At 34.4% G+C, this 23,636-nt stretch carries 24 protein-coding genes; 7 read left to right on the top strand and 17 right to left on the bottom strand.

Features of this window, described 5'->3' with window-relative positions:
* Window positions 1-141: 141 nt before the first annotated feature.
* The 5 genes from PRVXT_RS03330 to PRVXT_RS03310 all read right to left on the bottom strand — a co-directional run bounded on the left by PRVXT_RS03330 (window position 142) and on the right by PRVXT_RS03310 (window position 8,967).
* Window positions 142-1,659, bottom strand: coding sequence for a M81 family metallopeptidase (locus PRVXT_RS03330; protein WP_350344270.1), 1,518 nt, complete (start codon window positions 1,657-1,659; stop codon window positions 142-144).
* 552 nt (window positions 1,660-2,211) lie between these two features.
* Complete coding sequence (locus PRVXT_RS03325) at window positions 2,212-3,771, bottom strand: serine hydrolase domain-containing protein (protein ID WP_350344269.1); 1,560 nt, start codon at window positions 3,769-3,771, stop codon at window positions 2,212-2,214.
* Window positions 3,772-4,633: 862 nt separating this feature from the next.
* Window positions 4,634-6,136: a glycerol kinase GlpK gene (glpK, locus tag PRVXT_RS03320; protein WP_350344268.1), complete on the bottom strand. Its 1,503-nt coding sequence runs from the start codon at window positions 6,134-6,136 to the stop codon at window positions 4,634-4,636.
* 37 nt (window positions 6,137-6,173) lie between these two features.
* Window positions 6,174-7,007 carry an MIP/aquaporin family protein gene (locus tag PRVXT_RS03315; RefSeq protein WP_350344267.1) on the bottom strand — a complete coding sequence of 278 codons (834 nt, stop codon included), beginning with the start codon at window positions 7,005-7,007 and terminating at the stop codon, window positions 6,174-6,176.
* A 583-nt stretch (window positions 7,008-7,590) separates the two neighbouring features.
* Window positions 7,591-8,967 (bottom strand): tyrosine phenol-lyase, encoded by a 1,377-nt coding sequence (locus PRVXT_RS03310; RefSeq protein ID WP_350344266.1) that lies wholly within the window; start codon window positions 8,965-8,967, stop codon window positions 7,591-7,593.
* A gap of 175 nt (window positions 8,968-9,142) precedes the next feature.
* Between PRVXT_RS03310 and PRVXT_RS03305 the strand changes: the two genes are divergently transcribed.
* Window positions 9,143-9,763 carry a helix-turn-helix transcriptional regulator gene (locus PRVXT_RS03305; RefSeq protein WP_350344265.1) on the top strand — a complete coding sequence of 207 codons (621 nt, stop codon included), beginning with the start codon at window positions 9,143-9,145 and terminating at the stop codon, window positions 9,761-9,763.
* A gap of 221 nt (window positions 9,764-9,984) precedes the next feature.
* Here PRVXT_RS03305 and PRVXT_RS03300 read toward each other — a convergent pair whose 3' ends face one another.
* From PRVXT_RS03300 to PRVXT_RS03265, 8 genes are all read right to left on the bottom strand, one after another.
* Window positions 9,985-10,281 (bottom strand): metal-sensing transcriptional repressor, encoded by a 297-nt coding sequence (locus PRVXT_RS03300; protein WP_350344264.1) that lies wholly within the window; start codon window positions 10,279-10,281, stop codon window positions 9,985-9,987.
* Between the two features lie 257 nt (window positions 10,282-10,538).
* Window positions 10,539-11,402, bottom strand: coding sequence for a methyltransferase domain-containing protein (locus tag PRVXT_RS03295; RefSeq protein WP_350344263.1), 864 nt, complete (start codon window positions 11,400-11,402; stop codon window positions 10,539-10,541).
* Window positions 11,399-12,949 (bottom strand): ABC transporter substrate-binding protein, encoded by a 1,551-nt coding sequence (locus PRVXT_RS03290; RefSeq protein WP_350344262.1) that lies wholly within the window; start codon window positions 12,947-12,949, stop codon window positions 11,399-11,401. The genes PRVXT_RS03295 and PRVXT_RS03290 overlap by 4 nt, the downstream gene beginning before the upstream one ends.
* A gap of 16 nt (window positions 12,950-12,965) precedes the next feature.
* Window positions 12,966-14,006, bottom strand: a complete 1,041-nt coding sequence (locus tag PRVXT_RS03285) for an ABC transporter ATP-binding protein (protein WP_350344261.1) — start codon at window positions 14,004-14,006, stop codon at window positions 12,966-12,968.
* The gene (locus tag PRVXT_RS03280; protein ID WP_350344260.1) at window positions 13,999-15,000 is read right to left on the bottom strand and encodes an ABC transporter ATP-binding protein; all 1,002 of its coding nucleotides are present in this window, start codon (window positions 14,998-15,000) and stop codon (window positions 13,999-14,001) included. Before PRVXT_RS03280 ends, PRVXT_RS03285 begins: the two co-directional genes overlap by 8 nt.
* Before the next feature lie 28 nt (window positions 15,001-15,028).
* Window positions 15,029-15,874 carry a nickel transporter permease gene (nikC, locus tag PRVXT_RS03275; protein ID WP_350344259.1) on the bottom strand — a complete coding sequence of 282 codons (846 nt, stop codon included), beginning with the start codon at window positions 15,872-15,874 and terminating at the stop codon, window positions 15,029-15,031.
* Window positions 15,875-16,822: a nickel ABC transporter permease gene (gene nikB, locus PRVXT_RS03270; protein ID WP_350344258.1), complete on the bottom strand. Its 948-nt coding sequence runs from the start codon at window positions 16,820-16,822 to the stop codon at window positions 15,875-15,877.
* Window positions 16,823-17,149: 327 nt separating this feature from the next.
* Window positions 17,150-17,821: a Crp/Fnr family transcriptional regulator gene (locus PRVXT_RS03265; protein WP_350344257.1), complete on the bottom strand. Its 672-nt coding sequence runs from the start codon at window positions 17,819-17,821 to the stop codon at window positions 17,150-17,152.
* A gap of 90 nt (window positions 17,822-17,911) precedes the next feature.
* Here PRVXT_RS03265 and PRVXT_RS03260 point away from each other — a divergent pair, with 90 nt between their 5' ends.
* The gene (locus PRVXT_RS03260) at window positions 17,912-18,619 is read left to right on the top strand and encodes an ATP-binding protein (RefSeq protein WP_350344256.1); all 708 of its coding nucleotides are present in this window, start codon (window positions 17,912-17,914) and stop codon (window positions 18,617-18,619) included.
* A 103-nt stretch (window positions 18,620-18,722) separates the two neighbouring features.
* Here the strand turns inward: PRVXT_RS03260 and PRVXT_RS03255 are convergent, their stop codons facing one another.
* The gene (locus PRVXT_RS03255) at window positions 18,723-19,193 is read right to left on the bottom strand and encodes a hypothetical protein (RefSeq protein WP_350344255.1); all 471 of its coding nucleotides are present in this window, start codon (window positions 19,191-19,193) and stop codon (window positions 18,723-18,725) included.
* Window positions 19,194-19,744: 551 nt separating this feature from the next.
* On the opposite strand from PRVXT_RS03255, the gene PRVXT_RS03250 reads away from it, so the two are divergent.
* The 4 genes from PRVXT_RS03250 (at window position 19,745) to PRVXT_RS03235 (ending at window position 21,325) form a co-directional block, all read left to right on the top strand.
* A complete protein-coding gene (locus PRVXT_RS03250; RefSeq protein ID WP_350344254.1) occupies window positions 19,745-19,894 on the top strand; it encodes a YvrJ family protein in 150 nt (49 codons plus the stop codon).
* Window positions 19,895-20,038: 144 nt separating this feature from the next.
* The gene (locus PRVXT_RS03245; protein ID WP_350344253.1) at window positions 20,039-20,506 is read left to right on the top strand and encodes a hypothetical protein; all 468 of its coding nucleotides are present in this window, start codon (window positions 20,039-20,041) and stop codon (window positions 20,504-20,506) included.
* Window positions 20,499-20,762 (top strand): hypothetical protein, encoded by a 264-nt coding sequence (locus PRVXT_RS03240; RefSeq protein WP_350344252.1) that lies wholly within the window; start codon window positions 20,499-20,501, stop codon window positions 20,760-20,762. Before PRVXT_RS03245 ends, PRVXT_RS03240 begins: the two co-directional genes overlap by 8 nt.
* A gap of 149 nt (window positions 20,763-20,911) precedes the next feature.
* Window positions 20,912-21,325, top strand: a complete 414-nt coding sequence (locus tag PRVXT_RS03235) for an integrase core domain-containing protein (protein ID WP_350344251.1) — start codon at window positions 20,912-20,914, stop codon at window positions 21,323-21,325.
* A gap of 157 nt (window positions 21,326-21,482) precedes the next feature.
* On the opposite strand, the gene PRVXT_RS03230 is transcribed toward PRVXT_RS03235, so the two are convergent.
* From PRVXT_RS03230 to PRVXT_RS03220, 3 genes are all read right to left on the bottom strand, one after another.
* Entirely contained in the window at window positions 21,483-21,959 is a 477-nt protein-coding gene (locus PRVXT_RS03230; protein ID WP_350344250.1) for a hypothetical protein, read from the bottom strand.
* Window positions 21,960-22,015: 56 nt separating this feature from the next.
* Window positions 22,016-22,270, bottom strand: coding sequence for a hypothetical protein (locus tag PRVXT_RS03225; protein WP_350344249.1), 255 nt, complete (start codon window positions 22,268-22,270; stop codon window positions 22,016-22,018).
* Between the two features lie 67 nt (window positions 22,271-22,337).
* A complete protein-coding gene (locus tag PRVXT_RS03220; protein WP_350344248.1) occupies window positions 22,338-22,880 on the bottom strand; it encodes a hypothetical protein in 543 nt (180 codons plus the stop codon).
* 275 nt (window positions 22,881-23,155) lie between these two features.
* Here PRVXT_RS03220 and PRVXT_RS03215 point away from each other — a divergent pair, with 275 nt between their 5' ends.
* On the top strand, window positions 23,156-23,362 hold the full coding sequence (locus tag PRVXT_RS03215) for a hypothetical protein (protein ID WP_350344247.1): 207 nt from the start codon (window positions 23,156-23,158) through the stop codon (window positions 23,360-23,362).
* Window positions 23,363-23,636: the final 274 nt, after the last annotated feature.

Raw genomic sequence — 23,636 nt, 5'->3', positions numbered from 1 at the left:
GGTGTTTTCTCCATAATATTCTGAATCCCTTTGTTTTATTTTTATTTTTTTTATTATTAAAACTAATGTCCCATATTTATAGTAGTTTTTTATAAACTCATTTATAGACAAAAGCTGCCAAACTCGACAGCTGATATTAAGTTATTGATTCTTTCCTTTCTCTCTTTTTATCACATTGTCAACCGCTTTATAATTAAACTTTTCATCTAAAGGAAAAATTGGCCTTTCTATTTTTTTAAACTCTATAGATTTAAGTTCTTCGTTGGTGTTTCCTTTAGTCAAAGCCAAAATACTTCTTTTAGCTAGTGCTTCATGCTGAGGTGTGAGATACCCCAATTTACAAACTATTATCTGAGCCTCTTTAGGATTAAGCCCTAAATCTATATAAAGTTTTGGGTCCGTATACCCTATATGTTGTTCAGCTAAAATAACATCTACTCCTCCAGTGTTAAACAGCACTATATCACTTTGGGGAAAGGTTATCCCACCCCAACCACTGATATACGATTTTACAGTTCCTGTTGCATTTATAGGCGTGGAGGTTGTAGCATCAAATTTTGCTCCAAATGTAATATCAATTATTTCTCCAACTTTTCCTTTACACTGCTTTACGGCTTCTGGATCATAAAATCCTCCATATATTATGGGACGTTCTAAACTATCCAGTCTTTTGTCGGCTAGAATAATCTTTAGAAATTCTGTGCAATCGGAAGATGCACCAGCTGTAGGATTATCTCCAGAATCAGAAATATACACTGGTGTTTCTCCTTGACACACAGCCTCAAAAGCCTTATTTAAGGCTTTTTGTTGGGAATATGTTTCGGTATGGAACTTAAACTCATACCTTTTTTCCCACATTTTTTCTGCAAGCTGAACTGCCGTTTGTTGAGCAAGTTTTTCATCATTTTCAGCAACAACATAAGCAGCAGCGGAATTATCTTTATTGTCCGCCCAAGGAAACCCCATAAAGTAAGATGCTGATAGTATCCCTGCTTTTTTTTCCATTCTTTTTAGCCCTTCTATAAGTTCTGCCATAGGTTCATCAGCAGTAGCAGACTGTTCCCCCGCAATTATTAGCGGTATCTTTACCCAACATGACTTTACCGTAGATTGATTATTTATCGACTTAATTGTCATTTTAGCTGCCTGAATACCTGTTTCGGTACAATCAGTGTGAGGTGCGCACTTATACCCTACAAAACCATTGCAGTTGTTATGCATTTTACTTGTTATTGTTGCATGCATATCAAGGGCACTATAAATTGGGATATTGGGAAACAAACTGCTAAGCTCTTTTAGAATATCTCCTTCAGCTTCCCCTAGCTCTTTAACCCTCATTGAACCATGAAGAGCAAGAGTAATGCCATCCAACGGTTTCTCAGCATCAGCTTTTTTTGCTTTTTCTATTATTTCATCTTTTATCCTAATATAAAAATCATAGTCAACTTCACCGTTAGGAACTGCTCTGGCATAAACTGTAGGAACAACCTCGCATTCAGCCTCTTGTAAAGTAGTTATTATACCTGAGATAGCATCATTTTCCTTAATACTTTCAAATATCTCTTTGCCATATATCACTTTAAAGTCCTTTTCTTTAGTAATAATTGGATTAAATGAGTTAGATTCATGATACATTCCTCCGACCAATACTCTTTTCATATTAAGCCTCCCTTAAGTAGTTGAATCAATGTTATTTAGAATTTACTATTTATGTAAAGAAAACTATGCTCTTTCACCTTAATATTTTAGATAAATTTATTAGAAAGATAGCGAGAGTCAGAACATATTAGACTCTCGCTATATAAAAACAACCCTTTCCCCACGATACTTTAATCAAGCGCAGTGTCAATTATATCTTTAGCTAATTCGTATATTTCGGCTTCTGTATTAACACTGTTGTTAGCCAATACTAAATTCTTTTCTGGAACTATAAAAAGGCCTTGTCCTAATGAACCAAACCCAATAGCAATTTTATACCCCTAATAATCATCAATCCAAAACTGATAACCATAGTCGAAACCATATCTAGAAGGTGGATAAAAGTGCAGTTATTGCGTCTGTGATCCATTGAGAGGGAACTATTTGTTCCCCGTTATAAGCAAACTCCTTTCCCATTTATTACTAAGATACACTTATATCATAAAAAAGTCCATTAACTCTCAGGAAAGTTTTGTTTTTCTAAGAGTTAATGGACTAATATAAGCATTTACTTTAAATTTCATGTCTAACAAAGTCGATTTTTTTAGCTCTATTTCCGCTAAATCTTAAGCCAGTTATTTTACCTTCGTTCTTTATAAACTCTACAATAAATGTAAAGGTTGAACTTATCACAAATTTATTATCCTCAACCTGATATAATTTTTGCTGACCATTTCTTGGATGGGAAATGTATAAAATCTTGTCTTTCTCTACTATATTGTAAAATGTGTCCAACTCATCACTTTGGTATTTTCCTTCATATTGAACACTATCCAAAGGTGTAAATGGTTTTAGCTGTGTAAGTGGTATAGTCTTTTCTTTCGTTTTTAAGAAACTATTTTTACCAAAATATAGTTCTGAATTAAGGTGCTCAACTTTAAATTGGTTTCCTGCTATTGGAATTAGAGGTGATAACCCATAAGGATTTTCCAAATGTAACTTTCCGTTTTTTGTAATTATTTTCAGTGCCATAATAGGTTCACATTCTGTGGGAAAATAAAAACCATCTGGATCAGTTACTTCAATTTCTTTATAATAATTGCCTTGTTTTCTTTTTGGTTTTTCGCCACTTCCAAAGATTACATTGGCTATCGAAAAAGCAGCATCTTTCATCATTATATTCTGTGTATTTGAAAACACGATTATATCTACATCTTCCTCTGTAAAACGAACTATAGCACTACGGTATGCAGCATCTGCTCCCCCATGCTCGATATACTTATGCCCCTTGTGCTCTCCCACAAATAGCCCACCAGCATAGTTACTTTCTTTGCCATTTTTTAGTTTTGCTGGCGTTAGCATAGTTTTGATCGTGCTGTCAGTACAAATTGTTGATTTTTTAAAATTATCCATCCATAAAGCAAAATCATCCGCTGTAGTGTTTAAAGCTGTAGCACCATATGTTCCATAGTTAAGAACACTGCAAACAAATCCATCTGCACCTGTATCATAGTAGGAGTTAGCTTTATTTGAAATCAGTTCCCAGTAATTATCCTTAAAAAAGGTGTTCCCCATACCTAACGGTTTAAATATCCTCTCCGTTGCAAATTCATTAAGAGTTTTTCCAGACACCCTCTCTACAACTTCTGCTAACAAAGTAAAATTAGAATTGCTGTACAACCAGTTTGTCTCAGGCTCAAAGTTAAGTTTCTTTTGCTTCCTAATTAAAGTTAAAGCATCTTTTTGAGTTATTGTGTCAACTATCCTTACACCACTTAGGCCTAAAAGCTCCCACTGATCTCTTATACCACTTACATTGTTTATCATTTGCCTAAGTGTTACTGGTTCATCAAACCCAATATACTCAGATACATACTCCCTAACATCGTCATCTATGGATAATTTTCCATCCTCTTCCAACAAAAGCACGCACATAACTGTTATTTGCTTTGAAACCGATGCTACATGGAAAGATGTTTGCCTGGTAATGGGTATACTATGCTCAAGACTTGCATAGCCATAGTTTTTATTATAAATTGTTTGCCCATCTTTTCTTACAACAACCTGCCCGCCAGGGCAAAGCCCCTGTTGCCACTTTGCAAAAATTAAGTCTATCCTTTTTTCCATATCCATTTTACCACCCTCCGGATTACTAAAATAGTATAATAGTATTTTTCGTGCTTCGAAGCTAATACCCTTTAATAAATATGCTTGTATGTAATTTCAAAACACCACCGTTAGCTGATAACAATTACAATATGATGCTCCCTTGAAATTAATTCTCTATAGACCATTCAAAACTTCATAACGCCCTGATATAAAATTCAAAAACAATAGCATCCCGGGCCTAAGACGAAAACCTTGGATTTACTTCTAATTGTTCTGCATAAAAAAATCCAACCCAGCAAAGCTTGAGAACAACATAAATTCCTCTTAATAATAAGTGCATCCTTATTGTTTACTTCTCTATTATAGTCACTTATCCTTTAACCTCCCATATATAATGACGTATCTGCATTTAAAAAGTATCAACTTTTTGATTATTTTTTAGCACTTGGGAAACAAAGAAGAAAAAATAAAAGCTCAACATCAGTTTCGATGTCAAGCCTTTGGCATTTATTTGGTTTATATACTTCTTTTTTTATAACTTACCTGTTTATATTTTTAGAATTGTTTTAAATACTTTACAAATTTGTTCTATAAAAGATTAGAGAGTTTTATTTAGACTTTATAAATTATCCTAAAAATATACGAATATATACCAACTAACTACCTAAAGATAATAGATAAAAACAAAATCCCATATTTCGAAGTTCCCCTTAGGCTATAAAGGTTACAAAGTAATAATAGTTTTTTCAGGTTCTATATAAATTATGTGAAATTTATACTATAGTACTTTTGTTACACGACAGATAAAAATCTAAATATCTCTTGCTATTGCTAATTACGTTAAAAAAATGAGACAAAATTACTTTGTCTCATTTTTTTGATTTATTTATTCTTCTTGAGCCCATTTCATTGATCTATCAACAGCACGTTTCCATCCAGCGTATAATTTTTCTTTTTTGTCTTCGCCCATATTTGCCACAAACTTGTTGTCGATTTTCCATTTTGCTGCTATATCTTCTTTGCTTTCCCAGAACCCAACGGCAAGACCAGCTAGATATGCCGCTCCTAGCGCTGTGGTTTCTGTAACTTCTGGTCTATCAACTGTTGCACCTAATATATCAGATTGGAACTGCATTAAGAAGTTATTAGCAACTGCTCCTCCGTCAACTTTTAGTGTTTTTAGCTCCATACCAGCGTCTTCTTCCATAGCTTCTAAAACATCCCTTGTCTGATAGGCAATAGACTCAAGGGTTGCTCTAACAATATGTTCAGCCTTTGCTCCACGAGTTAATCCAACGATAGTGCCCCTGGCATACATATCCCAGTAAGGTGCTCCCATTCCCACAAATGCCGGCACTACATATACACCATTGGAGTCAGCTACTTTTGTTGCTAAGTATTCACTGTCTTCAGCATCTCTGATTATTTTAAGCTCATCTCTTAACCATTGAACAGAAGCTCCTGCTACAAAAATACTACCTTCTAAAGCATATTCAACTTTGCCATCGGCTCCCCATGCAAGAGTAGTAAGAAGTCCATTGTTAGATGGAACAAATTTTTCACCGGTGTTCATTAACATAAAACATCCTGTACCATAAGTGTTTTTAGCCATCCCAGGCTCAAAACAAGCCTGCCCAAATAGTGCTGATTGTTGGTCTCCAGCAGCACCTGCTATAGGAATTTTTGCTCCACCAAATGTTTTAGGATCAGTAGTTCCATATACTTCACTTGAAGGCTTCACTTCTGGCAACATTGATTTAGGAATTCCTAGCTCATCTAAAATTTTATCATCCCATTTTAAATCTTTGATGTTATATAGCATGGTTCTTGATGCATTTGAGTAGTCAGTAACATGAACTTGACCCCTAGTTAAGTTCCATATCAACCACGTGTCAATAGTACCAAAAAGAAGTTCGCCTCTCTCCGCTCTTTCTCTTGCACCCTCTACATTGTCTAAAATCCATTTTATTTTAGTCCCTGAAAAATAAGCATCTACAACTAATCCAGTGTTATTTCTAATATACTCCTCTAGCCCTTTTTCTTTTAAGCCATCACAAATGTCAGCAGTCCTGCGACACTGCCATACAATAGCATTATATACAGGCTCTCCAGTGTTTTTATCCCATACTACTGTAGTCTCTCTTTGATTAGTTATACCAATTGCAGCAATATCTTCAGGCGAAACACCTTGTGTTTCTAAAACTTCTCTTGCTACACCTGATTGACTACCCCATATTTCCATAGCATCGTGCTCAACCCAACCAGCTTTTGGGTATATTTGTGTAAACTCCTTTTGAGCCACGTTAATTATTTTACCATCATGATTGAATAAAATCGCCCTTGAACTTGTAGTTCCCTGATCTAGCGCTAAAATATACTTTTTACTCATACTTTACCCTCCTATTTTATTTCTTTAAATTATTTTTCTACATTGCTTTAGTTTCAGATTCTACAACACTTTCTTCTTGCTTTTCGCTCCCCTTTATAAATTTACCAACAGCATTTTCATATAAAAATCCACCTAAAATTCCACCAATTATCGGTCCTACAATAGGAACCCAAAAATAACCGTTCGGACCTGGTAATGCCACTTCTCCCCAACCTGCAATAAATTTAAACAGCTTAGGGCCAAAATCTCTTGCAGGATTCATAGCAAAACCTGTTAAGTCTCCAAACGCTCCTCCAATTATTGCTATTGTTAGTCCAATTAACACTGCTGCAAATGGTGCATACCTTCCTTTAGGTGCATTTGAATTTTTATCATCAGTCACTGCAAAAATAACCATTAGAAGCATGGCAGTAATTAAAATTTCTACAAACAATGCGTGAAAATTGGATAAATATGGTTGTGGGTAAGTTGAGAAGATACCAGCTGTTGATATACTCTCTGCACTTCCTCTTACCATATTTGAAGCAGTTTCAAACTCTAAAAAAGATTTACTATACAACCCGAAAACTGCAGCTGCACCTGCAAATGCCCCAGCTACTTGAGCTATAATATAAGGAATAACCTTTTTCCACGGAAACCCCCTAAAAATTGCCTGAGCAATGGTTACAGCTGGATTAATGTGTGTGCCTGAAACTGCTCCTGTGATATAAATAGCCATAGTTACAGCAAGGCCCCATATCAAAGCTATATCCCATAAGTTATATGATTGTCCTAAAAGCACCAAGGTAGCTACAGAACCAGCACCAAAAAATAGTAAGATAAAAGTACCTATAAACTCTGAAATTAGTTCTCCTTTTAAGTTATCTTTCATTAAAATATTCCCCCTTTTATATTTTTTTCCTTTATTCTTATAAAAAAATCTTACATTCACCTCCTTGAGTGGTCCAAATTTACAACACTTTTATGACCTATAAAGTATATTTATATTTGTTAAGCGTAAACTTTGCTACTAAACATTAGTGCAATAAGTATGCCAACTTTTTCATAGCTTGCAAATTTGCAACTATTTTGTGCACTTTAATGCATGGCAGGGCTAAAATGTTTTTTAGAAATATATTTATATTTCGAAATTTAGGTCAAGCGGTTGGTAATTTGTATCAATTATTTATCTTTTATAGACATAAGTGGGGAATTGTTATCAATTGGAAGTAGTTCCTTAAATAACATTAATAAGATTCATCCTTGCTTTATGAAACCGCTAGTTTTAACTATAATTAATATACTTTAAAAGCTAAGCTTAGGTTTTAAAGTTATTTCTACGCCATGTTTTTTTGTACCGCTACAGCAACTTTAGGGACTGTCAAAATTCCTTATTACTTACTATGACAAATTAAAAAATCCCAAGCTTTTTAGCTTAGGATTTTTTAATAAGTTATTTGTCTTTTTTGCCTTTTCTATTTCAAAAGCTCAAATCGTGCAGTAAAGAATCTCAATACCGGTGGCTCATAAACAAATTTTAAGCCTTTAGCATTTTTACGATTTTTATATAGCTCTATCACAGAATCAGCTACTACATCTAAATGAGCATAAGTATAAACCCTTCTTGGAATAGTTAACCTTACCAGCTCTAATTTCGGATAATAGTGGTTACCTTCTTTATTTCTACCAGCTGAAACAATTCCACGTTCCATACTTCGCACCCCCGACTCTACATACAGGTTTGCAGCCAGTGTCTGAGCTGGAAACTCATCTTGGGGGATATGGTCATAAAATTCCTTCGCGTCTAAGAACACTGCATGCCCACCTATCGGTTTAACAATAGGCACGCCGGCTTCTTCTAGCTTTTTCCCTAAATATCTCACTTGTTCTAGACGGTGGCTAATATAATTGTATTCACAAGACTCATAAAGCCCAATAGCAATGGCTTCCATATCCCTTCCTGTCATTCCGCCATAAGAAGGCATTCCTTCAAAAACAACAACAAGGGCTGTTGCTTTTGTATAAAGATCTGGATCATTTAACGCTAAAAATCCTCCTATATTAACTAGCCCGTCTTTTTTCCCTGACATTGTTGCTCCATCTGCATAACTAAACATTTCTTTTACTATCTCTTTTATAGATTTGTCTTGATAACCTTCTTCTCTTTCTTTTATAAAAGCAGCATTTTCAACAAATCTAGTGCAATCCATCATTACTAAGATACCATTTTTTCTGGATATTTCTGCAACCGCCTTGATGTTTTCCATGGACACAGGCTGACCACCTGCTAAGTTAACAGTTACCGCTAGACAAATATAAGGAATCTTATCTGCCCCCACTTCATCAATCAGTGCTTGATATTTATCTAAATCCACGTTTCCCTTAAAAGGATGTTCATAAGTAGAATCATGGGCTTCATCTATAACAACATCTCTAAAGGTTGCCCCGTTCATCTCTTGATGCGCTCTAGTTGTGGTAAAGTACATATTTCCAGGAACATAGTCCCCTTCTTTAATAGTTATCTGAGAAAGAATATTTTCAGCACCTCTGCCTTGATGAGTTGGCACTACATACTCAAAACCCATCAAATCCTGAACAGCATTCTTTAAAGTTTTAAAGTTTTTAGAGCCAGCATAGGCTTCATCACCTTTCATTAACCCAGCCCATTGGTCATCACTCATCGCGTTGGTGCCACTATCAGTTAATAAATCGATATAAACATCTTGAGAGTCAAGTAAAAAGGTATTGTAGCCAGCTTTTTTTATCGCCTCTTCCCTCTGTTCTCTGGTGGTTACACCTATCTTTTCCACCACCTTAATCTTATAAGGTTCTGCCATATAGCTTTTTCCCATAACTACACCTCCATTATTTTGAAAACTATGCAGTTTTCTTAAATATAAGTCTAGTTTAATTTTTCTAATTTGTCAACAGTTTGTTTAAGTTTTATATAAATTGTTTAATAGACTGTATTATATAAAAATATTGTGTTATTATATAAGAATAAAAGATAAGGAGGCCAATTGCAGTATGGATGAACAGGAGTGCTTAAACTTTTTAAAAAGATTGGCAGATGGTCTAACTCAAATGATGGGAAAAAACTGTGAAGTAGTAGTCCATGATATGGAAAATTTTGAACAGTCCATCGTTTACATAAAAAATAGTCATGTTACAAATAGAAAAGTAGGAGATCCTTTTAAAGTTTTAGGTCAAAAAGATGTAAGTGAGTTTTTTAATGGTACAGATTTAGTAAATTGTGCCGCTACCACCAAAGACAACAGACATTTAAAAAGTTCTACCTTTCACGTAAAAAATGAAAATTATCATTTTGCTATTGGAATCAACTACGATTACACTAATTTATCCTATTTAAAATTAAATTTAGAAGATTTTCTGAATGTGGGAGATAACATCCATGAGGTCATCGAAGAGCAATCCATAAGTGATCAGATGCTAGAGGAAGCTTTTGATGAGGCAGTAAAAAAGATTGGTAAACCAGTGGCTTTAATGAGTAAAAAAGATAGAATTCAAGTAGTAAAATACCTAGACCAAAAAGGTGTTTTTTCTGTTCAAAAAAGCATCCCCGTAATTTCTGAAAAACTTAACGTTTCAAGATATAGTATCTATAATTACCTAAAAGAGATAAAGTAAAGCTTTCTTTCTCACTGATTATCAAACAACCGAGCTTTTGTCGAATATTATTGTGTTCCACCTCCAAATGATTCCTTTACAGTCAGTTTAGTAGTAAAGCCAATGAAATATGATTCCACGCAAAAATAACCACCCATTTCTAGGGTGGTTATAAAATATTCTATATTATTATTTAACTTTAGCTTGCTATTTTTCAGGGGAAAATAGAAAGTTAAAGCATATTACTTAATGAATTGGTCAATTGCATTATATAGCTGGTCAAGTGTTTCTTGATCACCTGTTTCTACGGCATGAACAATGCAGTGTTCTAAGTGATCTTTTAAAATTACTTTTCCTGTATTATTTAGCGCTGAAATAACTGCTGATAACTGAATCAACACATAACTGCAATCTTGACCATCCTCAACCATACGCTTAACAGAGTCAAGGTGCCCTGAAGCTCTAGATAGTCTATTTATTACTGCTTTAGTATTTTGGTGTTTGTGTTTATGTGGAATACTTTTGTTGTCTTGGCACACAGTTGTCCTCTTCCTCTCGTTGCTATGTTATTTTACTTTCCTAACTTTCTTACAACACTTCTTAAATTTAAACGGTTTATCATGAAATAGCACATTATATAACACCTTTATAGATTATATATCACGATTTTATTTAGTTCAAGCTCTAATTAGTAGATAACTGCTAATTAGCTTCCTTTATATTTGCTTTCATGTTCACAGCAAAACTCTGACGATACTTATCGCCAGAGTTTTGCTGTTTACTTTTAGTACGACTATTACCCTACAGTCCAATAAACCATCCCTAATTTCATTTTAGTTTTTGATTTAAATCTGCCATCTATCAAGTTTTCATAGACATAATCACTGATAGTGCTTTTTACCTGTGCTGTTATATCGGTGTAAAGCCAAAACGAATCGCATATTGATGTAATAGCTTCTTTGGGCTCTTTTTCTTTAACAAACGTTATATCAATATACTCCATTTTAGGTGAATAGCCTAAGTTATAAAGTATATAAAAGGGATAAATCACATCATTGGCCCGTTCACTTTTTAAGTTTTCCCCCAATAATAATTCGCCAACTACAGTTCTAGTACTGTCTTCTACAGCACCAGAAGTTGAAATTAAACAACAATGTTTTGTTGAGGCCTCATTCATCTTTTTTAAAGTTTCCATATTCTTGACTCCGGGGTTTAGTGAAGAAAAAACCAAGTCAAATCTTTTATTAAGATTTTCTTTTTTTAAATCCACATTTTCCCATGATTCTGATTTTATTTGAATGTTTGTTAAGTTTTTGTTTTTAGCCTTATCACTTAATATATTACACATCTCTTTTGAACTATCCAAAGCAGTAACATTATTTGCTCTCTCTGCCATTGGGATTGTATAGGCGCCAGTCCCGCTACCTAAGTCGAGAATATTTGATGCCCCAGTAATGTACTTATTCTTAATTAATTGCTCCATAACCCTGTTGACCCTATCTTCTTCTAACCCCAACATATTACTGTCAAACTTGTCGGCAATTTTGTCCCAATATTCTTTAATTTCTTGTTCTGTACGTATTCTCATCTTAAAATATGGGGCAGACTTCAGCGCTTTTGCCCAAGCTTCGTTGGCATATAGTATCTCATTTTCTATCATTTTATTTCAACTGCCTTCAGGTTTGGTTTAAAATTAACATCTAGCTCAAAATTATGAACTTTTTCGTTAACTGCATATAAAGTTACATCATGGTATATTGGCACTAATGGTCCCTCTTGAGAAGCTATCTCCTGCAACTCTAAGTACATATCGTACCTTATATCATAGTCTGTTTCTACAGCAGCTTTTGTTATTAGTTTATCAGCATGGACGCTATTATAACCATAGCTCCTACTTTTATTTAGGTTTCCTTCAGAATACATATGGGTACTAAAAAACACATTAGGCTCACCAGTCATCAGTGTAAAAGGACCTATAGTTATATCATAATCACCTTCCTCTAGTCTATTACCCCATTCTCCTCCATCTACCATTTCAATGTTTACATTCATGTTTAATTCGCTTAAATCATCTTGCAAAAGCTCAGCAATGGTTCTATAAGGCCATCTGCTGGATATCCCTGAGTTGAGAAGTATATTAACATCTACTTGTTCATCTCCTAATGATTCTGCTGCTAAATCCTTTGCTTTCTCTATATCATAAACAGGCGCCACATCTTTGTTTAACCAGTTGACAGCTACCGGGGTTATAACACTCTCAGCCGGAACTCCATACCCTTCTAGCACTGTTTCTACTAATAACTCACGATCCAAAGAATAGCTTACAGATTGTATCAAGTTATCATCTTGGAAAATGTTATTTTTATTGAAAAATAAGTAGTGTGTGGTTCCTACCAATTTAGACTTTAATTTCAAATCATCACTGTTTTCTATAATTGATGCCTGCTCTGGCATAACTGCTCCCACATCGGATAATGCATCTACTTCTCCACTTTGCAAAGCTGCTACCCTTGTATTAGGATCAGCAATAAATTTAAAAACAACTTTTTCTAATGTCGGTTGCTCCCCCCAGTAGTTTAGGTTCTTCTCTAAAGTTATAGACTCATCGGTAACATACTCTTTAAAAATAAATGGTCCTGTAGCTATTGGCTCAATTATATCGTCATTTTCATCAAACGAGTTTAAGCTAAACATTGGGCTTTCATGATAAGCCAGTCTTCTAGGGAATTCTGGCACAGGCGTGTTATGGGTTATTTCTAGCTGATAATCTGATATAGCTTCTATATTGCTGATATCCCCATATGTCAATGCTGTATTTCCTTTTCTAGGATGATTTATTAATCTTTCAAGATTATAAACGGCAACTTCAGCATTAAAATCTGTTCCATCGTGAAAAACTACTCCCTGACGCAGGTTAAATATCCATGTTTTCCCATCATCTGAAACATCCCAAGATTCCGCCAACTGTCCTACTGGCTCTAGTTGGTCATCTAAATAAGTTAAAGACTCCCATACATTGGTACTACCATGCAAATAAGTAGGGTCAGCTGAGCCTTGGTAAAAATCACGACCAACACCTATAACCAGTTTTTGTTCCTTTTGCTGTGTTGTATTTTCTTCTCCACCACAGCCTGTTAGAAAGATTCCTGCCATAAGCATTATTACAGTTGTAACGGCAAACCATTTTTTGACTTTTATCTTCTTCATTTTTGTATCCCCTTTTCTATTTATTATTTTTATGGTCATCAGATGACCCTTGCATTTTCACAAAATGGCAAGCAACTTGATGGTCACTGCTTATTTTTTTTAACTTTGGTTCTTCACTATCACAAATTTTTTCGGCACAATGGCATCGAGTTCTAAACCTACAACCTCTACCAATGCCCATAGGATTTGGGGGTTCTCCCATAAGTTGCTGCCTTTTTAACAAAGCTTTATCACCCTCTGCTATAGGGATAGCTTTTAGTAATGCTTGTGTATATGGATGTTGAGCTTTTTTAACTAAGTTCTCACTTTTAATAACTTCAACAATCTTACCTAGATACATTACAGCTATTTCATCACTGATATATTTCACTGCTGCTATATCATGAGAAATAAATAGATATGATAAACCAAAATCATCTTTAAATTTTTTCAACAGATTAAGCACCTGAGCCTGAATTGACACATCTAAGCTAGCAGTAACTTCATCACACAAAATCAGTTTGGGCTTTAACGTAAGTGCCCTAGCAATAGCGACTCTTTGTTTTTGTCCCCCGCTAAGTTGATGAGGATATCTATTTAAAACAAATTCAGGCAATCCCACTGTCTGAAGTAGTTCAATAATATTTTTTCTTTGCTGTGCTTTGCTACCAACTCTAAAATTTAACAAAGGTTCTTGTATAATTCGCTCTATCTTCATTCTAGGGTTTAACGAAGCATCTGCATCTTGAAATATACCTTGTATATTTCTCCTGATGTTTCTTAATTTTTCCCCTTTTAAATAAGTAATTTCCTGGCCATTAAATATTATTTTTCCTTCTGTAGGTTGCTCAGCCCTTAAAATCATTTTACCTAAAGTGCTCTTGCCACACCCACTTTCACCTACTAGCCCTAAAGTTTGACCATTTTTTATAATAATTGAAACGTCATCAACTGCCATTAAGGTTTTATTTTTACCCCAAAAAAAGGCATCTTTAATTATAAACTTTTTTTGTAAATTAACTGTTTCTAATAATATTTCATTATTTGCAATTTCACAATTACATTGAAAGCTAGGCAATATTACCCTCCCCTTCTTTGGCAGCTGATTGTTTTACTTTATGGCATGCCACCTGCACCCCTGTAACTGTTTGTATGTTATTTGGTTTTTTAAGCCTACAAATAGAGCTGGCAAATCTACACCTGGGGTGGAAAACACAACCATCTGGTAAACTATGTAACATCGGAGGTGTTCCTGCTATAGATATAAGTTCTTCCTGACTCTCTTTTAGGGAAGGTACAGAACCTATTAACGCTTTTGTATATGGATGATTTGGTTTATTAAAAATTTCACTACTTGCCCCATATTCTACAACTGTTCCTGCATACATCACTGCAATTGTATCTACAACCTGATATACAACTCCTAAATTATGTGAAACCAATATGATACTTGTTCCAAATTGTTCCTTTAAGCTATACATTTCCTTTAAAATCTGCGCCTGTACTGTTACATCTAAAGCAGTAGTTGGTTCGTCAGCTATCAAAAGTCTAGGTTTTAAAGCCAATGCCATAGCAATCATCACTCTTTGCCTCATACCACCACTTAGTTGAAATGAATACCTGCCCATAATTTCCGTAGGATTACTTAATTTTACTTTTGTCAGTAGTTCTATGGCCATTGCTTTCGCCTGCACTTTATTTATACCCATCCGTGCGGTAAGAGTCTCTGTAAATTGAACACCAATTTTTCTTACAGGATTTAAGGCTGCCATGGAATCTTGAAAAATCATTCCCACCTCTTTACCTCTAATTTCCCTTTTTGAATCTTTGTCAAGCTTTAGCAAATCTTTTCCGCAAAAATCAATTTCCCCACCAACTACTTTTCCACTAGGAGGTAATAACCCCAATATGCACCTAGCAAGTGTGGTTTTGCCGCAACCGCTTTCCCCTACTATCCCTAAAATTTCTCCATATCTAAGCTGAATATTGGCATCACTAACCACTCTCACCTGTTGATTTAGGTCGTTACCAAAGGCTATTGATAAGTTTTTTATGTCTAATAAAGTTTCCATATATCTTTCTCCTTTTTAGTTAGCTTGCCTATATATCCTTAGGATCGTATAAATCACGCAAACCATCTCCAAGCAAGTTAAAACCTACAACCACCGATAAAATAGCAAGTCCTGGGAAAAACATCACCCATGGAGCTGTTTGCATAAAAGCTCTACCATCGTTAATCATTGCTCCCCATTCTGCTGTAGGTGGTTGAGCTCCCAAACCTAAAAAAGACAATCCTGCAATTCTAAGAATGGTTGATCCTACATCTAACGTAGCCAGGACAATTATAGGGGATATGATGTTTGGTATAATATGTCTAACTATTATTAAAAAATGAGGTGTCCCACATATCCTAGCCATTTTTACATAATCTTTTTCTTTCGCCGATAAAACCATTGCCCTTGTAATCCTTGCATAGCCCACCCAGCTCACTACCACAACTGCAATCATTGTATTTATAAGACTGGGACCCAGTATCCCTGCTATTGCCATAGCTAAAATTAGTCCTGGAAAAGCCAGGAGAATATCTATAATGCGCATAATTATAGTATCTACAAACCCACCTGCATAACCTGCTAAAACTCCTATAAAAACTCCAACTGATAGCGAAACTGCTAACACAGCTATTGATATTGAAATAGAGACTCTTGCTCCAAACAATACCCGGGTAAAAATACACCGTCCCAAATGGTCTGTGCCCATTAAATAATCTGGGTCAGGTGGATTCAGCCTTATCCCTAAGTCAGTTTCATAGGGATCTGTGTTCACGATCCATGGTCCAATAATGGCAGTTATAGCGACAAAGGCTAAGATTATAGCTCCCAATATTGCTAGCTTATCTTTGACTATCATTTTCTTCTTTTCAGCTAGTTCTATATCATGAGCCATCTAACTCTTCCTCCCTAAAGAAACTCTTGGATCCAAAAACTTATAGGATATATCTACAATCAGATTCACAAAAACAAATATTATAGACATCCATAGTACATACCCCTGTATCACTGGATAGTCTCTTCCATATATAGACTCAACCAAAAAATTTCCTACACCTGGCCAAGCAAAGATATTTTCTATAATTACAGTCCCACCTAATAAATGCCCAAAGCTCATGCCGAAACTAGTTATTACTGGGAGTAAGGCACTTTTTAAAGCGTTATTTACAATTACAATGTTTTCTTTAAGGCCCCTTGACCTAGCTGCCAAAATATAATCTTCTCCTAAAACTTCTAACATACTCGCCCTTATTAACCTAGCAAATGTTGTAGCCATTCCTGCGCCAAGTGTAAAAGCAGGCAAAAATAAGTGACTTAAGCTTCCCCTACCCATCACTGGGAAAATAGGGTGCCTTACTGCCAAAATATACATCAAAATTAGTGCCAACCAAAATGAAGGCATAGAAGCACCTATTAACGCAATACCACGACTAAGATGATCAATCCATGTATTTTTATAAATTGCAGATAAAATTCCCAATGGCAATGATATCACAATCATTATAAATGTAGCACCCAATGTTAGAATAATTGTAGCAGGAAGCCTTACTCGTATTTCTTCTGCCACATCACCGCCTGTTCTGAAAGATTGCCCTAAGTCGCCCTTTAAAGCATTTTTCAGCCAGTTTTTATATTGAACTAAAAAGCGTTCATTGAGCCCCAGTTCTTCTCTTAAAGATTCAACTTCCTTTTCGGTGGCTTCCACTCCCATATCCTTAAGAATTATTTCAGCTGGATCCCCTGGTATTAAATGACTCAAACTGAATGTCAGTAAAGATACCCCAAAAAGTACAAAAATCAGATGTAGGCATCTTTTAAGTATGTATTCTGCCAAAAAAAACACCAACCTTCGAAAAATCTCTTTAACCCTGTTGTGTCAACCTTTTGATTTTTTCTCCTCTATTAGTATATAGTAAGTTTTTTTTTGCACAAGCCTCCATGGGGGATATTTTTGTCAAAAAATGTGAATAGCGCTATATCAAATCAATACTACTTTTCAGGTTTCTTAACCCTAAATGCAAAAAATCCCCTTTCGGGGACAACTAGTTATTATTCTGTTTCTTTTTTATTCCTTTCTCTGCGCTGAATGTAGCTAAAACAATAGAGCTTTGCTAGCTGTTGACTCTCACTTCTATACTTGTTTCCTTTAATGGTAAAAACATGTAGATGTTCAAGAATTGCTGAAAAGAACTTCAAATTCATTCTTTTTGAATTTGATTAATCCTTCATCCCGCATTTTAGATAGTTCACGAGACAATGCACTTCTATCTACACAAAGGTAATTTGCAAGCCCCTCTCTACTATACGGAATTGAAAACCTTCTTGAATGGGATTTTTTTATTTGTCCACTAAAGTAAGTTAACAGTTTCTCTCTTGTTGTTCGTTTTGATAATATCTCATTTTTTTGGTTCAATAAGATATTTTTTCTTGCAATCAGAGAAAGCATGTTTTCTACCAACCTTGAATGGAAAGTACAACTTTTATGACAATCTTTGATAAGTTTTTTAAAATTAATAAACATTATTTCGCAGTCCTCTTTGGCTTCTACCGTTACAGGACTTTCCTTAATATAAGCACAAGCAAATGTTTCTGCAAAAATATCATTACTGCCAAAATGAGCTAAGATAGATATATTACCTCCAATATCTTCTTTTATAACTTGAATAGCACCTGATATAACTATCCCAACAAAACTAACAGGATCACCTTGAAGCAATATAACATCATTTTTTTTATAGATTACAACTTTAGCAGATAGGTAACCTAAAATATCTTCCAAATCTTTTGAATTAAATCCTTTGAACAAATCATTTTTTTCTAGTAATTTAATATATTTTTCCATCACTTCCCCCTTTTGTTGCAAATACAACAGCAAGATTGTTTTTATTATAATATACTATTACTAACATATCAAACAAGGGAGGATTTTAAAATGACAAGACAAACAATAAAAATAGATGAAGATAAATGTATAGGCTGCAAGCAATGTGTCTCAGCCTGTCAAGAAGGGGCAATCGGCATGGTAGACGGAAAAGCCAAACTGCTTCGTGATGATTATTGTGATGGGCTAGGAAACTGCTTACCGGTCTGCCCAACCAATGCTATAAGTTTTGAGGAAAGGGAAGCACCAACTTTTACTAAAGATGCTCCAAAGAAAAGCACTGATAACAAACAACCAAAAAACCTAGCATGTGGATGCCCAGGCACTCATTCTAAGGCTCTAAACCGGGAAACAACCAGTGAAACTAAAGAAGAAAATTCTTCACCCGTAAAAAACCAGCTAAATCAGTGGCCAGTCCAAATCAAGCTTGTTCCACCAAACGCTCCTTACTTTGAGGATGCTAACCTTTTAATTGCTGCCGACTGCACAGCATTTGCGTATGGCAATTTTCATAATAAATTGATGAAAAATAAAATAACACTAATCGGCTGTCCAAAACTTGATGAAGGAGATTACAGTGAAAAAATTACTGCTATCCTTAAATCTAATAATATCAAATCTTTAACCGTAGCAAGAATGGTAGTTCCTTGCTGCGGCGGAATTGAGAATGCCGTTAAAACAGCACTTAAAAATAGCGGAAAACTCATTCCTTGGCAGGTTGTAACAATTTCAACAGACGGTAAAATCCTTGATATCTAAGTACAGCACCTAAAATAATAAATCCAGTAGAGTTATATAACCTAACCTCTACTGGATTTATTATTTTTAATCAATATGAGCCTAGTCACCACCATTAACGCTTTTAATCTAACTTTTCTATTTTTACTGGCTTATTTTCTAAATGTGAAACTATTTCTTTAATTTTTTCAGGTTTAACTGATACACTTACTTTACTTGGAAATCTTTTTTTTACTAGATTAACTTTTAATACTGTAGAGTTTTTGGAAATAACTATTCTATCTATTTCTTTCCAAAGATAAAATCTTCCTTTAGCAAAAATGCCTTCAAAGTTAATTTTATTAGGCTGTATTGTTAGTAGGATTAACGCAACAAACCATAAACCCATTGTCCAGTGCATATGCTGAAAAAGAACTAAATACAGTATAGCAACTAAAGCAGCAATTGAGAAAAACATCGATATATAGTAAGGCATAACTCCAGGAATAATAGTATCAGTCCCTTTAGCATACTTCTTCTGTTTAGTTAAAGTTAAGCATATTTGTACAAAAATACCAATCCCAATGAGTAAAAAAATAATATCTATTAAGTGCATAAAGATACCCCCTTTATCCCCATAGTCTAGCTTTCATTACTAAAAATTTATCATATTTGCACAATCACATCTACCTTTAAACTTAATTAATACAATAAATGGATAGGATATCATTGACATAATGTTTAACAAGTTTCAAAAAAGAGATTTTCGTGAAAAAAACTTATACGTTATTGATTTCCTTGACATAGGATCACGATTAACTTTAGTGTTACATGAATATTTCGACAGTCGCTTGGAAAGTCCTTTTTTTATCAACAATCCCTAACCCCTATGCCTTTACACATACCTTGGAAACTTTTTGTTTGTTATTAAAGTCTTAAAAATCGGGAGCAAGCTATACGATTAAACGCAAAAAGTTGCTGTTCTAAGGTTTTGACTAAATGAACTATATGATAAAGACTAACTATAGTTAATTGCTCCCTCCCCTGTATATATATTACTAGGTCTAGAAGGTTATTAAACGATTTTATTTTTACAAAAAGAAATAATGAAAATGTTAACTTTTTAATACGAATCCTCTCTTTATATTTTAAAAAGGAGGGATTTACATGGAGTTAGACACTAACAATATGGTAAATATAATAGGAAATTTTGGATTTCCTATTATGATTACGCTATATCTATTAATGAGGTTTGAGAAGAAGTTAGATGCTTTAACAGAAGCTATAGTTAGTCTACAAAAAAATAGTAAACAGTAAATTATAGCAGTAAAAAAGACAAGGTAGTTTTAAAAACCTTGTCTTTTTTTAAAAAAATTATTTATTAGGTTGATTTTTAATACTCAATCTCTCTTTCCTATATAGATGCGCATCAAATAAAAAAATACAAAGGAGAGATTTATTATGTCAAGTATGGCAGGACATAGTACTAGAACAAGAGTTTATACAAAGGAACATTTGGAACATTTAGCTAGGGATTTGGAAAGTTTCGGTTACAATTATCTAAAACCAGGGTTTTCTGATTTGGTAGAAGGAGGATTTTTTGCCTTGGTTGCGTACTGGGGAAAAACTAAAAATTATAAAATTGCTATAGGAGCTGGCATTGCAGGTGCTGGAATAGAAGCTCTAAGGACACTTGGTCAAATGGTAGCATCAAGTGAGATAGATATGGCAGTGAAAGAAATAGATGAAAGGTGCCTCCCTCTGCTTTCTGGTGCTTATACGCACATTCAATTAAAAGAATATGTGAGAACACTAGACGGATATTCGCTTATATATCATGCCCTATATGTTAGGCTAGTTGTCGTATATAGAATTAAATGTAATAATGGAATTACGACAATAAATCTAAGGAGAGAAATATATGTCTAAAATTAGAACGAACGGCAAACATAGGCCCTATTCAAAAGACTTTAACTCTGTTATCGAAAAAATAGAACAGTCAAATGAATCAATATCAAAAATAGCACGGGATTTTGATGTTCCTAAATCTACTATCTATACATGGATAAATAATAGTGATAAAGACCTAAAAGTCCACAACCACAAAGAAAAATGGACTTCTGAAGAGAAGTTTCATATGGTGCTAGAAGCGTCAGCTTTAAATGAAACCGAATTAGCTGACTAATGTAGACGAAAAGGGTTGTATCTTGAAGATATAAGGCTCTGGAAAGAACAGTGCTTAAAAGCGAATCAAAGCAAGTCAGAAGATGGTCAATGCTATCGCAACAGATTGCAGGGCGGCCATTAGTACTACATTCTGACAACGGTAGCCCAATGAAAGCAGCAACATTTCAAGTAACACTAGAAAAACTAGGCATTCAAAGCTCTTTTTCCAGGCCACGAGTAAGCAATGACAATCCTTATTCCGAGTCATTATTTAGGACCATGAAATATCGTCCTCAGCACCCTTTTAACGGCTTTAAAACCCTAGAGGAGGCGCGAGAGTGGGTAAAGCGTTTTGTACATTGGTATAACCATGATCATTTGCACAGCGGCTTAAAGTATGTCACTCCATATCAAAGGCACAATGGCCTTGACACCATTATAATTAACAAACGAACACAAACATATGAACAAGCAAGAAATGCACACCCTGAAAGGTGGTCTAAGGACACGAGAGATCGGTCACTACCTGAATATGTTGCTTTAAATCCCATTAAAGATGAAGAGCTAACCAAGACAAAATAAAACGTGGTTGAAATCTAGTTTAATATGACAACTATCTTGACAAACACCGCATGTTAGACCCGTAGCAATCGGAGATGGGCAGAATTGGATTACTATGTAACTATAGATAACCACAGAAAGACGACTCAGTAATAGAGTCGCCTTTCTGTGGTATATATTACCTTGCCCATCTTAAATCACCTTTTTGAAGCTCATAAAATAGTTCATTATCATCTACTAAATAATACCCTAGACGTCTTTGGCTAAAAACCTGTATTTTTTGTTCAGTTATATATATAATTTTACTGATTCTTTCCCCATCTTCTCTTAAAAAATTTATATATAATGAATATACTTCTTCGCCTTCATGGTATGGAGGATATAACACTCTAGAGTCTATGCTTAGGTCTAAATTGTTTTTTACTATATCCTTCAATACTTCTTTATTGTGTTCTCTATATTCAGTGTCAAGAATATTTGACTTGCCATCCTCTTCCCCACTAGTAAAAATATTAATTCTAATATTTTTTATTTCATCAATAGATTCAAAATCTATTAACTCTCCAAAAGTGTCAGCATGCACATTGCGCACTGCTATAATACCTCCTATAGCCATAAAAAGAATAAGAGCTTTGACTAACCTGTTTTTACTCATTTTATCTTCCTTTCTAATTTAATTATTGTTAATATACAATGTTCTACTAAGTTAAACTATATCCTTTTAAAAATATATGAGATAGGGGATATTTTCACCCCTATCTCATATTTATTCTTATTACTATCAAACTTTTCTTTAAACTCCCAAAATCCTATCGGCTTAATCTTCCCAGTCTTGACAGCTTCAACTGCCTTTAGTTTTATTTCTTGCTCTAAATCTTGGCGTTCTTGGTGCGTAGTATTGTTTAAGCTCTTTTTTATCTTAGGCTCCATATTGTCTATAGCTTCCATAAATACTCCTTCTAACATATCGCTACCCTCTCCCCATTTCTTTTTTTAATTTAGAAAGCGCAGACTTTTTGGTCTTAGATAGATTTTACGGGCTATCGTTGAAATGTTCAGCTACTTCTTTTACTTTCATGTTTTCTATTATAACCAAATATAATACTTTTCTTTGTTTTTGTGTTAGCTTATAAATAGCATTAAATAATACTTCATCTGCTATTAATTCTGTTAAACAGTCAGTCTTATCTAACACTTTATCTAGCATGTCGAGATTCTCGCTCTCTATTAGGTCTATTACATGCAAATCTTTTTCATTATCTCCGGCAGGCTTGTTTAAACTTAACTGATAGCGCTTTTTAAACTTTCTTTTTTCTTTATCAAAGTATTGACTATAACGATGCGAAAGTGTGGCTATGTAACTTACAAGTCTATACTTTAAGAAAAATCTAGTAAAACGCTTATTAAGCTCAATGCTTTCTTTACACGTAGTGTCGAACGCTTCTGCTTTTAAAGCTTCATGTAAAAGCTTTGAGTGCTCTGGATCACTCTCAAAAAACTTCTTGACAATTGGTTGCGAAAAGAATTCTTTGTTTTCTTTCACATATTCATCTACCCGTCTTTCTTTAATAGCCATAAAATTCCCCCCTAAATTTATTATTACCTATTAAAGAGAGAGGCCTAACGGGAAATCAACCAATAAAGATTATCTATTACATTTTATTGTAGTATTAATAAATGGAAAATTATACAAATTAGGATAGAGGTAAATGAAGGGTAGCTTAGATAAAGTGTCCTTTAAATAACTTCTTATTTCGTCATATAATCATGTGTTTCAACTTGTTAATATATCATTTACTTTAATCACAAACGCAGAAAAGAAACTGGTTTTAACAAGCTGCAATTAACAAAGTGTTTAAACAGTTCAGCAAAAGCTATGGATTTTTTCTTGTAACATACAGACCTTATAGACCACAAACTAAAGGAAAAGTAGAGGCACTTGCTAAGCTAACCAATAGACTAGATGTATATAATTATGAGTTTGAAGATGCTGATGAACTTAAATCAATTGTAGAAGAAGTAACTAACGATCTTATAATGAAAGATCTCAAGCTATAAATGAAAAGCCGGTTGATCGCCTTAAAAAAGAAAAAGAGTATTTACATCCACTTCCAAGTAATCAAGTAAGAGATGGTTATACCACCCGCCTAAAGGCATACAACGTATCTAAAGAATCTATGATTACTTACAAGGGAAATAAATACTCTGTCCCAACATATTACATAGGTAATAGGTAAACAGCTTAAGGTTATAGAGTCTACCAGTATAATTAGTATAATATTATAACACAGATTTTGTAACTAGTTATGATATATCAAAAAGTTTCTATAAA

It is taken from the genome of Proteinivorax tanatarense, from assembly GCF_040267685.1.
GTDB classification, from domain to species: domain Bacteria; phylum Bacillota; class Proteinivoracia; order Proteinivoracales; family Proteinivoracaceae; genus Proteinivorax; species Proteinivorax tanatarense.
Note: the sequence above shows the minus strand (reverse complement) of the source record. Positions and strands in the feature narration are given on the sequence as shown.